Source organism: Kineosporia rhizophila (assembly GCF_021277265.1).
Classification (GTDB): domain Bacteria; phylum Actinomycetota; class Actinomycetes; order Actinomycetales; family Kineosporiaceae; genus Kineosporia; species Kineosporia rhizophila.
This window is the reverse complement of the sequence record NZ_JAJSOH010000001.1, coordinates 469,225-484,033: the sequence shown is the minus strand read 5'-3', so window position 1 is coordinate 484,033 and position 14,809 is coordinate 469,225. Positions and strand designations below refer to the sequence as shown.

16 protein-coding genes are annotated in these 14,809 nt (G+C 71.0%); all 16 read left to right on the top strand.

Annotated features, from left to right (window positions below; translation table 11 throughout):
* Positions 1-193: 193 nt before the first annotated feature.
* Complete coding sequence (locus tag LWF15_RS02205) at positions 194-958, top strand: hypothetical protein (RefSeq protein ID WP_232808619.1); 765 nt, start codon at positions 194-196, stop codon at positions 956-958.
* Positions 955-1,683, top strand: a complete 729-nt coding sequence (cpaB, locus tag LWF15_RS02200; RefSeq protein WP_232808618.1) for a Flp pilus assembly protein CpaB — start codon at positions 955-957, stop codon at positions 1,681-1,683. The genes LWF15_RS02205 and cpaB overlap by 4 nt, the downstream gene beginning before the upstream one ends.
* Positions 1,683-3,224, top strand: coding sequence for an AAA family ATPase (locus LWF15_RS02195; protein WP_232808617.1), 1,542 nt, complete (start codon positions 1,683-1,685; stop codon positions 3,222-3,224). The genes cpaB and LWF15_RS02195 overlap by 1 nt, the downstream gene beginning before the upstream one ends.
* Positions 3,221-3,550 carry a TadE/TadG family type IV pilus assembly protein gene (locus tag LWF15_RS02190; protein WP_232808616.1) on the top strand — a complete coding sequence of 110 codons (330 nt, stop codon included), beginning with the start codon at positions 3,221-3,223 and terminating at the stop codon, positions 3,548-3,550. Before LWF15_RS02195 ends, LWF15_RS02190 begins: the two co-directional genes overlap by 4 nt.
* An 89-nt stretch (positions 3,551-3,639) precedes the next feature.
* Positions 3,640-4,965 (top strand): CpaF family protein, encoded by a 1,326-nt coding sequence (locus LWF15_RS02185; protein ID WP_269809518.1) that lies wholly within the window; start codon positions 3,640-3,642, stop codon positions 4,963-4,965.
* A 7-nt stretch (positions 4,966-4,972) separates the two neighbouring features.
* On the top strand, positions 4,973-5,893 hold the full coding sequence (locus LWF15_RS02180; RefSeq protein WP_232808614.1) for a type II secretion system F family protein: 921 nt from the start codon (positions 4,973-4,975) through the stop codon (positions 5,891-5,893).
* Positions 5,890-6,789 (top strand): type II secretion system F family protein, encoded by a 900-nt coding sequence (locus tag LWF15_RS02175; RefSeq protein WP_232808613.1) that lies wholly within the window; start codon positions 5,890-5,892, stop codon positions 6,787-6,789. The genes LWF15_RS02180 and LWF15_RS02175 overlap by 4 nt, the downstream gene beginning before the upstream one ends.
* Entirely contained in the window at positions 6,789-8,021 is a 1,233-nt protein-coding gene (locus LWF15_RS02170) for a sensor histidine kinase (protein WP_232808612.1), read from the top strand. Before LWF15_RS02175 ends, LWF15_RS02170 begins: the two co-directional genes overlap by 1 nt.
* On the top strand, positions 8,018-8,677 hold the full coding sequence (locus LWF15_RS02165; RefSeq protein WP_232808611.1) for a response regulator: 660 nt from the start codon (positions 8,018-8,020) through the stop codon (positions 8,675-8,677). The genes LWF15_RS02170 and LWF15_RS02165 overlap by 4 nt, the downstream gene beginning before the upstream one ends.
* A gap of 129 nt (positions 8,678-8,806) precedes the next feature.
* A complete protein-coding gene (locus LWF15_RS02160) occupies positions 8,807-9,010 on the top strand; it encodes a hypothetical protein (RefSeq protein WP_232808610.1) in 204 nt (67 codons plus the stop codon).
* Positions 9,011-9,101: 91 nt separating this feature from the next.
* Entirely contained in the window at positions 9,102-10,205 is a 1,104-nt protein-coding gene (locus LWF15_RS02155) for an OmpA family protein (RefSeq protein WP_232808609.1), read from the top strand.
* A 2-nt stretch (positions 10,206-10,207) separates the two neighbouring features.
* Complete coding sequence (locus tag LWF15_RS02150; protein ID WP_232808608.1) at positions 10,208-10,831, top strand: hypothetical protein; 624 nt, start codon at positions 10,208-10,210, stop codon at positions 10,829-10,831.
* The gene (locus tag LWF15_RS02145; protein WP_232808607.1) at positions 10,828-11,472 is read left to right on the top strand and encodes a hypothetical protein; all 645 of its coding nucleotides are present in this window, start codon (positions 10,828-10,830) and stop codon (positions 11,470-11,472) included. The genes LWF15_RS02150 and LWF15_RS02145 overlap by 4 nt, the downstream gene beginning before the upstream one ends.
* Positions 11,473-11,516: 44 nt before the next feature.
* Positions 11,517-12,830, top strand: a complete 1,314-nt coding sequence (locus LWF15_RS02140; protein ID WP_232808854.1) for a hypothetical protein — start codon at positions 11,517-11,519, stop codon at positions 12,828-12,830.
* 16 nt (positions 12,831-12,846) lie between these two features.
* Complete coding sequence (locus tag LWF15_RS02135) at positions 12,847-13,236, top strand: hypothetical protein (RefSeq protein WP_232808606.1); 390 nt, start codon at positions 12,847-12,849, stop codon at positions 13,234-13,236.
* A gap of 47 nt (positions 13,237-13,283) precedes the next feature.
* On the top strand, positions 13,284-14,783 hold the full coding sequence (locus LWF15_RS02130; RefSeq protein WP_232808605.1) for a hypothetical protein: 1,500 nt from the start codon (positions 13,284-13,286) through the stop codon (positions 14,781-14,783).
* The last annotated feature ends 26 nt before the right edge of the window (positions 14,784-14,809 follow it).

The window sequence follows — 14,809 nt, the reverse complement described above, 5'->3', positions numbered from 1 at the left end:
GGCATATGACGTGACTACCTTCACTGAGAGTGCACAAAGGCCGAATCAGGTTCTATGGTGTGGGAACGCCGGGGGGCGTAGAGCGTACATAGTCGAAACGGTGAGTGATCGCCGTCAAGGGTGGGGTTCCGAGCGTATGTGGTCCTGTCTCGTGGTTGCGGATCCTGGATCGACGCGGGCGTCGGTGGGTGGCGTGGAAGTGGTGGCGGTCGACGAGGTGGTCTCCTCGATCGAGGAGATCCGGCATCGGATCGGGCACCGTTACGTCTCCGTCGCGGCCCCCGAGGCCCTCGCCGAACGCGTGTCTCTACAGGTCACGCTCGCAGCCGGGCACCTGCCGGAGATGGAACTGGCGGGCCTGTACAGCCCTCAGGCGCCGCTGGCCATCCTGTCTGCGCTGACTTTCGCGCGGTCGGTGACCGAGGAGCCCGCCCTGGGCCACGAACTGGCCCGCACGCTGCTGGGGCACTCCTGGTCGGGAGCCTGGACGGCCTCGGTGAGCAGGCTCGGGCGCCCGGCCCCGAGCATGAGTCAGCATCTGCGCTCGCTGTTGCCCGGTCCCGGCTTCCTGGTACGCCAGGGAGACCATCCTCATGTGTTCAACCAGGTTGTCCCGGAAGCCTTCTCCCGGTCGTCCGGTGATCAGGTGCTGCTGATGGAGGAGGAGGGCGTGCCCGGCCCGGTGGCCGAGCAGCTCGCCCGGCTGGCCGGTTCCGTGAGTGTCCGCCCGGTTCGGCTTCCGGGCCGCTGGGAATCGGTCTACGGCACGGCCCGGGCCGGTCAGCTGGCCGCGCTGCCGGCCCGCCCCGCCGACCTGCTGGCCCGCCCGTCGGCCCGGTGCCGGGCCTGCGGGCTCGAGCAGATCGCGGCGATCTGCCCATTCTGTCGGGTCCACACCGAGAGCGCCTCCGGCGTAGGTGGTTCCCCGTCCCGTTCGACCTCCGGAGGTCTCCGTTGAACCCCCGCCAGCGCCGCGGCGTCCTGTTCATGCTCCTGGCCGCCCTGCTCGGCATCACCGTCTTCGTGATGGTGGCCAGTTACACCTCGAACGTCGAGAGCGAGGTCGGGGCGAAGGTGACCGTGTACCAGGCCAAGGCCCAGATCCCGGCCTACACCGAACTGAGCGAGGCCAACCTGCAGCCGGTCGAGGTGCCGGAGCGCTGGACCTCGGCCGCCAGCCGGCAGGAACTGGCCGACCTGCTCGGCCGCAAGGTGGGTTTCAACGTCGAGACCGGCACCACGATCAGCGCGGACATGCTGCTGGCGGTCTCCGACCTGAACCCGGACGAGCGGGAGATCGCGATCAACGTCGACCCGGTGACCGGGATCGGCGGGCGGGTGACCTCGGGCGACCGGGTGGACATCTACGCGGTCTTCGCCGACGTCAACGGCCTGGCCAAGCAGGTCCAGGTGCTGGTGCGGGACGTGCGGGTGGTCTCGATCGGCGGGCAGCAGACGGTGACCACCGAGGACGAGCGCGGAGTGGGGCAGTCCGACGTGGTGCCGGTGACCCTGGCCCTGAAGCCGGACGACGCGCTGGCGGTGACCTACGCCAACGCCTTCGCCCAGGAGGTCCGGCTGGTCGGCCTGCCCACCGACGAGAACGCCGACCGCAGCGGTGAGCAGGACCGCTTCGACGCCAAACAGCTCGGTGGGAAAGCGGTTCCGGAAGGGACTAACTGATGATCAGCGTGGTGATCGGTGCCGCCGACCAGTCGGTGGCCTACGAGTTGCGCGCCGCCCTGGGCGAGATGGACGGCGTGGAGGTGCAGTTCGTGGTGGAGACCACGAGCGAGCTGGTGGCCGCCGTGCTGCGGCTGGAGCCGGACGTGGTGCTGGTGCACGACCAGCTCGGCCCGGACCCGGCCCTGCAGGCGGTGCGCGACCTGTCGCTGCGCCGGCCCGGCTGCGCCCTGCTGGTGGTGACCGCGAGCGCCGACACCAGCCAGTTCACGATGGCGATGGACGTCGGGGCGCGCGGGGTGGTCGCGTTCCCGCCGGCCTACGAGGACCTGCGGGCCCGGATCACGGCGGCCGGTGAGTGGTCTCAGCAGATGCGCCGGATCCTGGCCGCTCCCCGGGACGCCGGTGTGCTCAGCGGCCCGGGCCGGGCCCGGGTGATCGCCTTCGCCGGGGCCAAGGGCGGGGTGGGCACCACCACGGTGGCCACCCACCTGGCCCTGGACGTGCTGCGCAACCTGCCCGGGCACCGGGTCTGCCTGGTCGACCTCGACCTGGAGAAGGGCGACGTCTCGGGCATTCTCGAGGTCCGGCACCGTACCTCGGTGGCTGACGTGGCCAAGGTCTCCGAAGATCTGTCGGCGCAGGCCGTGGCCGACGCGGTGGTGCTGCACGAGAGCGGGCTCGGGCTGCTGCTGGCCCCGGCCGACGTGCGGGACATCGAGGCGGTGCACCCGCAGTCGCTGCGGGAGGTGTTCGCGGTGCTGCGGCATGAGTACGACCTGGTCGTCGTGGACGCCGGGGCGCACGTGACGCCGGTGCAGGCGGCCGCGGTGGAGCTGGCCGACGAGGTGGTCATGCTGACCACGCCGGACGTGCTGGCCCTGCGCGGCCTACGGCGCACGATCACCCAGTGGGAGGGGCTGGGCGTGCGCAAGGAGAGCGACCTCCACGTGCTGGTCAACCGCGTCAGCCGGCAGTCCAGCGTGTCGGCCGAGACGATCCGCCAGCTCACCCGCGCACCGGTTCTCAGCGCGGGGCTCCCCGCGATGTTCCGGCGACTGGAACCCGTCATCAATTCTCGTTCGCCGCTGGAACTGCGCGACGACGTGTGGTGGAAGGCGCTGCGGGCCGTGGGCCACGAGGTGCAGGTGGCGCCGGGCGCCCCGGCGGTGGCCGCCGAGCCGGTCAAGGGCCGCTCCCGGCGCCGCGGCAAGGACGACGGGCAGGCCGCCATCGAGGTGGTCGGCACCCTGCCCGTGCTGCTGTTCACCCTGCTGGTGATCTGGCAGCTGGTGCTCTTCGGGATGACGTTCGTCTGGTCCGGGCACGCGGCCTCGGCGGCGGCCCGGGCGGTCTCGGTGGGCCAGGACCCGGCGGTGGCGGCGCGGGCCGGGGTGCCCGGAGGTCTCGCCGGTGACCTCTCGGTGAGTACCTCCGGCAGCACCGTGACGGTGAATCTGCCGGTGCCGATGGTGGTTCCGGGCACGGCCTCGTTCCCCGGCGGGGTCGAGACCAGCCGCACCGTGGTGATGGAACCGTGAGGCGGCCCGGTGGTGAGCGCGGGCAGTCCTCGCTCGAGATCGCGGTGCTGCTGCCGATCGTCCTGGTGGTGGGGTTGTACGTGTTCCAGGCGGCCGTGGCGATGTGGGCCATGACCTCGGCCAACGAGGCCACCCGGCAGGCCGCCCGGGCCTACAGCCTGGGGCAGGACCCTGCCTCCGCGGCCGAGGCCGCGCTGCCCGGCGCCCTGGACGTGGCCTCGGTGCAGACCACCGGGCCCGGGCACGGGGTGCGGCTGACCGTGCAGGTGCCGCGGGTGGCGCCGATGCCCACCTTCCGGATCACCCGGGAGGTGGTGATGCCGTGAGGTCCTACCGGGATTTCGTGGCTCCGGCCGAGCTCGGCGGCACTCGCGAGCCGGCGGCCGGGGCCGGTCTGGGCGCCGATGCCGACCAGATGCTGATCGAGCGGTTCAAGCGCCTGCTGCTCGAGGAGGTGGACCTGCGCGAGCTCGGCCGGCTGGAGATCTCCCAGCGCCGGGTCCGGCTGGAACGCGTTCTCGCGCACCTGGTCTCCCGTGAGGGCGTGATCCTCAGCACCCGTGAGCGGGCGTCGCTGGTGCGCCGGGTGGTCGACGAGTCGGTCGGCCTGGGCGTGCTGGAACCCCTGCTGGCCGACCCGTCGGTCGGCGAGATCATGATCAACGGACACGACACCATCTACGTCGAGCGGTTCGGCCGGCTGCAGCGGGTGCCCTCCGGGTTCACCAACAACGAGCAGCTGCTGCAGGCGATCGACCGGATCGTGTCCACCGTGAACCGGCGGGTGGACGAGTCCAGCCCGATGGTCGACGCGCGGATCCCGGCCGATCACCGGATGCCCCGCGGGGCTCGGGTCAACGTGGTGCTGCCGCCGCTGGCGCTGGCCGGGCCCACGGTCACCATCCGGCTCTTCCCCAAGGCCTACGGCCTGTCCGAGCTGATGGCCCGGGGCAGCCTCGACCAGGTCACCGCCGACCTGCTGGCGGCCTGCGTGCGGGCCCGGCTGAGCCTGGTGGTCTCGGGCGGGACGGCGTCGGGCAAGACCACGATGCTGAACGCCCTGTCGGCCTTCATCCCCGGGCACGAGCGGATCGTCACCATCGAGGACGCGGCCGAGCTGGCGCTGCAGCAGGACCACGTGATCCAGCTGGAGACCCGGCCGGCCAACGTCGAGGGCCAGGGCGCGGTCACGATCCGCGACCTGGTGCGGAACTCGCTGCGGATGCGGCCCGACCGGATCGTGGTCGGGGAGTGCCGTGGTGGCGAGGCGCTGGACATGTTGCAGGCGATGAACACCGGCCACGACGGCTCGCTGACCACCGTGCACGCCAACAGTTCCGAGGACGCCCTGTCGCGGCTGGAGACCCTGGCCTCGATGAGCGAGGTCCGGATCCCGTTCGAGGCCCTGCGCGACCAGGTGAACACCGCGGTGGACATCGTGGTTCAGCTGAACCGCCAGGCCGACGGCACCCGCCGGGTCACCGAGGTCGGCTATCTGACCTCGCGCCGGCAGGAGCCGTTCAGCGTGGTGCCGCTGATGCGCTGGGAACCGGACGCCCCCGGGGCGGCGCCGGGCCAGCGCGGTGCGTTCGTGCGCTACCCGCTGCCTCCGGCGCTGGCCCAACGGCTGGCCGAGCGGGGGGAACGGGTTCCGGACGGCTTCGGCGAACCGGCCTCGCCGCGCCGGGCCGGACGACGGAGCACATTCGGTCCCAGTACCCAGCCGATCGAGCTGAGGTGAGGTCTGCGTGTACCTGCTGATCCTGTTGCTCCTCGTCCTCGCGGCGGGAGCCTTCCTGGCCGGGGTGACCCAGTTCCTGTCCGTGTCGGCCGGGCGCCGTCAGGTGGTCCAGGCCGTGATGGGCGACGACTACTACGCCGGGGGCGCCCGGCTCGACCGGGCCGACCGTGTCTTCCGGGCGACCTCCTTGGGGCGTCGGCTGGAACGCGAGATGGTGCTGGCCGGTCTTGACCGGCGTCCCGTAGTTGTCTTCGGGGCCGGCGTCGGGGTCGCGGTGGTGGCCGCGATCGCTCTCTGGGTGCTGCTGGCCCCGCTCTTCGGAGTGGTCGGAGTGGCCTCCGGGCTGGTCGCGGTGCGCGCCTACCTGAGTCGTGAGAGAGCGCGGCGGCTCGAGGCCTTCGTCACCCAGATGCCGGAGCTGGCCCGGGTTCTGGCCAACGCCACCAACGCCGGTCTGTCCATCTCGACCGCGGTGGCGGTGGCCGGGGCCGAGCTGGCCGAGCCGGCCCGCACCGAGATGCGCCGGATCAGCGAGCGGGTCGCCTTCGGCGTGCCGCTGGAGACCGCGCTGGGCGAACTGCAGGAGCGGCTGGTCTCCCGGGAGGTCGGCGTGCTGGCCGCCACGCTGGTGGTCAGTGCCCGCAGCGGTGGTTCGCTGGTGGAGGCCCTGCGCGAGATCGCCGACACCCTGGAGACCCGCAAGGAGACCCGGCGGGAGGTGCGCACGACGCTGGCCCAGTCGGTGGCCACCGGCTACATCATCATCGTGCTCGGGTTCCTGGTGCTGGTCGGGATGAACCTGGCCTACCCCGGGTCGGTGCGGGAGATGACCACCGTCCTGGTCGGTCAGGCCGCCCTGGCGGTCTCCGGCCTGCTGTTCGCGGTCGGCCTGACGATGATCCGCAAGCTGACCCGGGTCGAGTCGTGACCGCGCTGGTGCCGGGCGTGCTGGCGCTGGCCGCGGTGCTGCTCTTCTTCCGTGGCTGGCGGCTGCTGCGCTCGCGCGACATCGAGGGTCTCGACGTGGGTGACCTGGTCCTGCTCAGCCGGGAGCAGCAGCAGAAGGCCACCGGCGGCGGGCCGCTGTACCGGATGGCGGGACCGCTGGTGCCGCCGTTGCGGGCGCTGCTGGGCACCCAGGGCCTGCGCTGGCTCGACCGGCAGGTCACGCTGGCCGGCCGCCCGGACGGCGCCACCGCCGACACCGTGCTGCGCACCGCGGGCATGTGGATCCTGATCTTCGGCCCGGTCGCCCTGCTGTGCCTGCTGCTGGGTCAGTTCCTCGCCGTCGGCCTCACCCTGGTACTGGTCGTGATCATGCCGCTGGCCCGGCTCTCCCGGGCCCGGCGCCTGCGGCAGCAGCGCCTCGACCAGGACCTGCCCGACTTCCTGGACATCCTCAGCGTCACGGTCTCGGCCGGGGTGGCCTTCCGGCCCGCGCTGCTGCGGGTGGCCCAGCGCTACCAGGGGCCGCTGGCCGAGGAGATGACGCTGACCCTGAACCAGATCGCCAACGGGGCCAGCCGCCGCTCGGCCTTCACCCAGCTGCGCGACCGGAACGACTCCGAGGCCCTGGCCCAGTTCGTCACCGCCTTCCTGCAGTCCGAGGAACTGGGCGCCCCGCTGGCCCAGACGCTCAAGCAGATCGCGGTCGAGATGCGCCGCAGCAACGCCCAGCGGATGCGCCGCCGGGCCGCGCAGGCCGCCCCGCGGGTGACCCTGGTGACCAGCCTGCTGCTGGTCCCGGCGATCATGGTGCTGATCTTCGTCGGTCTCTTCCTCGGGTCGGACGTCGACTTCGGTTCCCTGCTGGGGGGTTCCTGATGGTCGGCGCGGCCCACCCGCGGGTGCACTCCGCCTTCTACCCGGCGGCCTCGGGCGACCTGATCCAGAGCGTCAAACTGGCCATGCTGGTGCGGCTCGCCTCGATCGGCGTGGGGCTGGTCGGGCTGGTCGGCGAGCAGCTGACCGGCCGGCTGCTGCTGGCGATCTTCCTGCTCGGGGCCAGCAGCCTGGCCGGTGTGCTCTACCCGCAGTTCCTCGGCCTGCTCACCCGGCACCCGCTGCTGGCCCTGATCGACGTGCTGCTGGTGGTCGCCGTCCTCGGCGTGCTGGGTGTGGACAGCCCGCTGGCCCTGGCCGCCCTGAGCACGGCGTTCCTGATCGGCCTGCTCTACCCGCTCCCGGTGGCCTGCATCCTCGGCCCGTGTCTGGCCCTGACCTACGCGGCGGCCGCGATCCGGCAGCACGCGGGTGACTCGGCAACGCCGTTCCTGCTGCTGTACGGGCTGCCGGTGGCCTTCCTCTGCCTGGTCTGGATCGGCCGCTCGGTGGCCCGGATCTACCAGGCCCAGCAGGTGGCCGAGCGGGAGCTGGCGATCCGGGTGCAGGCGGCCGCGGCCCAGGACGAGCGGTCCCGGCTGGCCCGGGAGATGCACGACTCGCTGGCGAAGTCGCTGCAGGGCATCGCCTTCGGCGCCTCCGCCCTGCCCAGCTGGGTGGAGCAGGACGGCCTGCGGGCCCAGCAGGTCGCCGCCGATCTGGCGGTCAGTGCGCAGCAGGCGGTGCAGGAGGCCCGCACGCTGCTGACCCGGATGCGCACCGACGAACCGTCCCGGGACTTCCACGAGGTGCTGGGCGACTTTCTGAGGGCCTGGGGGGCTCAGCACGAACGCCGGCTCTGCGTCCGGCTGGAGGCCATCCAGCCGCTGGGGGCCGACACCCGTTACGAACTGCTGGCCGCCCTGGAGGAGGCTCTGGAGAACGTCCGGCGGCACGCTCCGCAGGGCCCGGTCGAGGTCCGGCTGGAGCCGGACGAGGAGTTCGCGGTGCTGACCGTGTGCGACTCCGGGCCCGGATTCGATCTCGGCATCATCGGTTCCCGGGAGGCCGAGGGGCATTTCGGGATCCGGGGCATGCGGGAGCGGCTGCAGGAGATCGGTGGGACCTGCCGGATCTTGTCGCGGTCGGAAGGCGGTACCTCGGTGGTGCTGCGGGCCCCGCTGACCGACGTGCACCTGCTGCCCTCGCTGGAGATCCGGCAGGTCGAGCCGTGAGGCCGGTCTCGGTCCTGGTGGTCGACGACAACAGCAGCGTCCGCGCGGGTCTGCGCGGGCTGCTGGCCGCCAGCCCGGACATCCACGTGGTCGGAGAGGCCTGGGACGGGGAGCGGGCGGTGGAGCTCACCCGGGCCCTGCAGCCCGACGTCGTGCTGCTGGACGTGCGCATGCCGCGCCGGGACGGGGTCAGTGCCGCCGCCGAGATCGCCCTCACCAGCAAGGTCCTGATGCTGACGTTCACCGAGGACCACGAGGTGATCCGCACGGCGGTGGACGCCGGCGCGTCCGGGTACCTGGTGCACGGCGCCTTCCAGCCGGACGACCTGGTGGGTGGAGTTCTGGCGGTGGCCCGGGGCTCGGGCATCTTCTCGGTCGGTGCGCTGGACGCGCTCCGGGGCTCCCCGGCGCCCGCCCCGGAGCCCACCGAGGCACCGGACCTGGGATTGAGCACGCGGCAGACCGAGATCCTGGAACTGATCGCCGAGGGCCTGTCGAACGGTGAGATCGCCGACCGGTGCTTCCTTTCCGAGAAGACGGTGAAGAACCACATCAACCGGATCTTCGCCACGCTCGGGGTGCGCACCCGCAGCGAGGCGATCGCCCTGTGGTTCCGGGGCCGGACACAGGGCCGGACACAGGGCCGGGGACGGTGAGGGATTGGGCCCCTGGGCCCACGGCGGCGGCGGTTTCCGGGCATAGCGTTGGCGATGTCGAAAGTTCCCGGAGAACAGGACCTCCCGGGACGGGAGCGTCGGGCGGGGCCCGGCACGAAGGAGCATCGCATGACCAGGAAGCTTGTCTCCATGCAGATTTGGGCCGCGAAGCGCATCGAGGGGGCGCGCGACCGCGGTCAGGGCACGATCGAGTACGTCGGCATGGTGATCGCCGCTGTGGTGGTGGTGCTCGCCGTGGCCACCGCGATCAAGGCGGCCGGTATCGACACCACGGTCGGCGACAAGATCAAGAGCGTGCTGAACCAGGGCTGATCCCTGATCCACGGTGCGGGCGAAGGACTTCGGGTCCTTCGCCCGCATCGGCATGTCACCGGGCACCGGAACCGTCGGAAGGGTGGAGATGATGGTCGAGCAGAAGCCAGGTCCCAGCGGGCGAAGGCGTAGCGGGGTGCTCGTCGCGGCCCTCCTGCCTCTGGTCGCCGGCCTGTTCGCGGCCCCCGCGGCGAAGGCCGCCACCAGCCCCCAGGTTCCGGTGCTGGGAACGACCACGCTGACTGCGGACCGGGAGGCCGACGGGGTGCGGGCCACCGTGCTGGTGCACGGGGTCCGGCGCATCCCGGGTGCCTCGGTGGTCTACTTCTCCGGCGGCATCCCCAGCGGTGAGACCTCCGCCTCGTGGGGCTATTTCAACCGCATCGCGGTCGACCGGCTGGTCTCCCCCTACACGACGGTCGGCAAGGTGCGCCTGGCCGACTTCGCGAACCGCCGCGTGTACCTTCCGCTGCACGGTCAGGACGCGAACGGTACCGAGCAGATGCTGGTCTCGCCGGAGGCGGCCTGGCCGTCCGGGCAGCCGGGCGGCACCTTCTACACCTTCTACGCGGTGATGCCGGAACTGCCGGACGACCTGGAGCAGGTGGACATCCTGTTCGGCAACGCCGACGTGGTCCACGACGTGCCGGTCGAGGACGGAGTCCTGGAACCCGCCGTCGCGCAGGAGGGCCCGATCCGTACCGGTGAGGGCTGGCCGCAGATCGACCAGGCCGCGGCGGCCGCCTCGCTGGAACCGGAGAAGTCGGTGGTCCCGATGACGGTGGAGACCTCCGACCTCGAGGAGACCGTGACAGAGCGCTCGGAGGCGGACACCACCTCGGTCGACCTCGCCGCCGACGTGCTGTTCGCGGTCGACTCGGCCGAACTGGGGCCGGACGCCGGCCAGGCCCTGCAGAAGGCCGCCGACGAGGTGAACGCCTCGGCGAAGGGCGGGCAGGTCCGGGTCGTGGGACACACCGACAGCACCGGCAGCGACCCGCACAACCTGGACCTGTCGCAGCGCCGCGCCCAGGCGGTTGCCGAGGCCCTGAAACCGCTGATCACGATTTCCGGCGTCACGTACGACGTCTCCGGCGTGGGCGAGGCCGACCCGGTGGACAGCAATGCCACCGACGAAGGACGCAGGCGGAACCGTCGGGTGAGTGTGGTCATCGGTTCGGGTGAAGGGAAATGAGCATGTCTGCCACCCGTGGCCGGACCCGGCTCCTGGCCGGCCTCCTGCTGGTTGCGGTACTGGTCGCCGTGGGGGTCTTCTGGTGGGCGCGCGACTCCGGGGATCCCCAGGCGCAGAGTGACTCTCCGAAGACTTCGGGCGGTCCAACGGTCAGCGAGCTCGCGCAGAAGTACCTGAGCGGGCAGCCGGCCACGGCCGAGGCGGTGGCATCTGCGCAGGGCACGATCTACGCCCGCAACGACGCGTCGCCCGGTGACGTGAAGGATGTGCCCGCAACTCTACGGATCCTGGCCGTCGAGGCCGGTCCCGACTCCACGCACGTGCGCATCTCGCTGAGCACCGACAGCCCTGCGGTTCCGCTCTTCACGCCGTACATCAAGGTCTCCAGTGCCGATGTCCGCGGTTTCGAGCTCACCGCCGAGTCGGCCGACCTCCGCCTGACCGCCGGGCTGTGGTCGCAGGCCGAGAACGACACCCTGGACTGCGCCTGTGCCTACCTGCCGGCCTCGACCGGCGCCGAGCCGGTGGAGCTGAGCATCCTCTACCCGGCGTTGCCCGAGGCGGTGACCGAGGTGAAGTTCTCGATGCCTGGTTTCGAGGCCCTGAGCGCCCCGGTGACCAGATGAGGACTGCAGCCGGCGGGCGGCGCCCGGACGACTCCGGCCAGCTGACGATCGGCCTGGTCACGGTGGTCATGGTGGGTCTGCTCTTCCTGGCAGTGAGCTACTTCCTGCCGCTGGGCGAGGCCACCGACCAGAAGGCGAGCTCGCGGGCCGCGGCCGACGCGGCCGCGCTGGCGGCGGCCGAGCAGATCCAGAACGACCTGGCCTCAGCAGTTCTGGACGCAGTGGACCAGGCCCGCACAGTGGAGGACCTGCCTGGCGTGCTGGACTCCCTGACCGGGGGGTTCGGGCGTGAGCAGGCCGGTGAGTACGCCGACCGCAACGGTGCCGATCTCGTCGGATACCAGTACACCCGCGCCTCCGGCCGGATCTGGGCCCAGGTCCGGCATCGGCAACCCGCCTCCACCGGTGACCGGGCCCAGTCGTCGGCCACCGCCGAGCTCGGGATCCGGCTCGGAGCCTGCCGTCTCGCCGAACCGGACGAGCCGGATCAGCCGGACGAGCCGGACGAGCCGGGAACGGCCGAGGTGCTCTGCGGTGACCTCGAACTGCAGTTCGAGATCACCGGTGATGACGGGAAGCCGTCTCTGAAAACGGATCTGGACGACCTCTTCGACGACCTCGAACCACGCCTGATCTCCTGATGTTGGGCCCTGGGGCCTAGTTCTGCGCCACTAGCGTCGTCGGCATGGTGCGTACGCCGGGTCCGGGCAGGCGTGGACGAGAAGCCGGGCAGGCCGCGACCGAGTACGTGGCGATGGTGGTCGCCACCACGATCGTGCTCGGTGCCGTGCTGGCCGTGCTGGCGGCGACCGGGGCCGGTGGTCAGCTGGTCAGTGGGCTGAAGTCGGCGATCTGTGCCGTGGTCCCGGGTACCTCCTGCGGTGAGGGTGTTCCGGCTCCCGTGACGGAGCAGCCGGAGCAGGAGCAGGAGCAGGAGGACGGCGGCGACTGGGACTGCTCGGGTTTCTGGGGCTGTACCTGGAACGCCACCAAGCAGACCGGTAGCGGGCTGTTCAACGTGGGCAAGGGTGCGGTCGACGATGTGGTGGGCATCTGGGACCTGGTGACGGATCCGGGTTCGCTGGTGGATGCGGGTGAGTACGCCTGGGACCACCCCGGAGACGCCGCGCTCTCGCTGGTCTGGGACGAGGAGTCGTCGCAGATGTGGGACCGCGAGGACTACGGCGGTTCGGTCGGGCGCACCGTCTGGAACGTCGGCTCCTGGTTCATCCCGGGAGTGGACGCCGGCCGGGCCGCAGGCGTGCTGGGCAAACTCGGGAAGGCGGGCAAGGTCGCCGAGAGCGCGGCCGACCTGGGCAAGCTGGCCCGGCTGTCCGACGAAGCGGCAGAATTCGCCACCGCGGCCGAGAAGGCCGGTGATGCCGGTGACCTGGCGGCGGTGGAGAAGGCGGCTGAGGAAGCCCGTAAACGCGCCGACGACGCGAAGGACGAGGCCCTGGGCGGGGTCTGCGCGGTGGCGCTGCGACTGCCGGGGGCCGACCCCGGCGGTCCGGCGGGCTCGGTGCTGGCCTTCGGTGGGGGTGGCCGGGTTCCGTCGGCGGTGCTCGTGCTGCACGCGGCCAAGGACTGCACCGAGGAGGAGATGGATGACGCCTGGGCGCAGTACGAGCGTGAGCAGCAGAGCAAGGCCGACGCCGAGCAGGACGAGGCGTACCAGAAGTACCAGGAGGCGGACGAGGCCGCGGATCGGGCCGAGGAGACCTCGATCGCGCCTCGCGACGTGCACGACGAACTGCGCAAGGCCGACCCCAAGCGGTTGTCGCAGCAGGAGATCGACGAGGTCCTGACCGAGGGGGAGTCGTACCGGCAGAACGTCGGCGGGGACGAGCGGGAGGTCCGGTTCGTCGACAACGGCGACGGCACCAGTTCCTTCGTGGTCTTCTCGCGTGACAATCCGGGACACACCATCACCAACATCCGCAGTATGTCGAACCGCACCATCGAGAAGCGGATCGCCAGTGGAGAGTTCTACGAATGACCGCCAGAGTGTGGGGATGAGCGAGCAAGCGGCGATGCCCGACGCGGAGACCGTGCGGGGCTGGTGGGCAGACCTGTGCAACGGCGTGCGTACCCGGGAAGAGGTACATGCTCTCGCGGCCCAGTGGCTGGAGGGTGAGGAACTCGTCGACGACCCGCTGGCCGACTACGGCCTGGCCGATCTGCACGGGGCCGATCTGAGGCAGAGCGACGGGACGTGGCTGCACCCGATGCAGGATCTGGCCGATCGGTACGAGAAGTTCGCGGCCGCAGTGCGATTCCGCGCGGAAGATCCCGAAGGGTACCGGGCGGCCGAGGACGAGCGCAGGCATCAGCGCCGGCTCGAGCTGGAGGCCGAGCGGGCCGCCGGACTCCGACCGCCCCGAAGGACGAAACCCTTGTCCTGAAAGAAGTTGGGCCCGGAGACCTAGTCCGCCCTGGTTAACGTCGTTGCGTGAGACGACTTGTGACCGCCCGGCGCCGGCAGATGCGCGCCGCCGGCTCCGAAACCGGGGCCGCGACCGTGGAACAGGTCGGGCTGACCGTCGCCGCCGCGGTCCTGATCCTGGCCGTGGTGGTGGCCCTGGCGCCCCAGCAGTTCGTCTCCTCCGTCACCCGGGCGATCTGCCAGGTGCTGACTCTCGGCCTGGGCAACTGCGGTTCGAGTGCGCCCACGGCCACCGACGCCGGCTTCAAGCCGACCGAGTGCCGGGTGCGCGACCAGAGCGAGAAGTACGGCAGCGAGATCAACATCGGGTTCGTCCGGATCGGCCAGGAGCTGGGCTTCCAGCGGCAGGAGATGGCCGACGGCAAGGTGCAGCTCACCGCGGTGGGCAGTCAGTCGGTCGGGGTGGCCGGCGGGCCGAACGGCAAGACCTTCGACATCGGCAAGATCGGCACCGAGGTGGGCGAACTCGAGGTCGAGGGCTCGGGCACGGTCAAGGTCGGTTACGGCGACACCTGGGAGTTCAGCTCCGCCGAGGAGGCCGACAAGTTCCAGGCCGACATCGAGGAGTACTCCTCGATGAAGAGCATGGAGAACGCCCCCGACAGCCTCTTCATCATTCTCTGGAACCGGGCGGTCGGCTATCCCGAGGTGCCGGTCCCGACCACCAAGGTCACCAAGGTCAGTGGTGACGCGGGCGTCCAGGCCGGCCTGCAGGTCACCCTCCAGGAGGCGGCCGCGCCGGGGAACAGCAACAACAGCAACAACAGCAACGCCACCGACGAGGGGTCGGCGGAGGAGGCCGGGCCGGAGGAGTTCGACCCCAACGTCGGCGGCCTGCTCGCCCTCAAGGGGGAGTACGAGGTCACCCAGGAGACCAAGACCAACGGGGACGTCAGCTGGACCTACCAGCTCGCCGGGGAGGGCAAGGTCGAGGGCAGCGCGATCCTGGTCGGGGGCGAGGCCGCCGGCAAGTCGACCGGCGCCTTCAAGGTCACCCGGGACAAGGACGGGAAGCTGACCGAGCTGTCGTTCGTGAGCACCCGGGAAGGCTCGCTGCAGGCCAACGTCACCGGCAAGGGTGCGGGCAAGGACGGCGAGGCGACCGGCAAGGACGGTTCGGCGTTCACCACGGCCACGGTCACCACCACCACCCTGAAGCTCGACAACGACGCCGACCGGGCGACCGCCCAGGCCTGGCTCCGCGGCAACAACGAGCAGTTCGGCTCCCCGTTCGGGCTCACCTACGACTCGCTCGTCCCCGACCGGGAGGCCGCCGAGGGCGACGTCTTCGGTCAACTCATGTACGACAAGGCCACCTCGTCCCAGGTGCAGTACGAGGGGGTGAAGGACATCGAGGAGTTCGGCGCCGAGATCAACGTGGGCTGGAAGTTCGGGGCCAAGATCAGCACGGAGAACAGCAGCAGCCAGACGGTCGACGCCCGGTACCTGGGGGCACCCCGCACCGACGGTTCACGTCCTCTGCTGCAGTACTCCGAATGTCAGTGACGGCGCCCGGTCAGGAGAACGAAAGC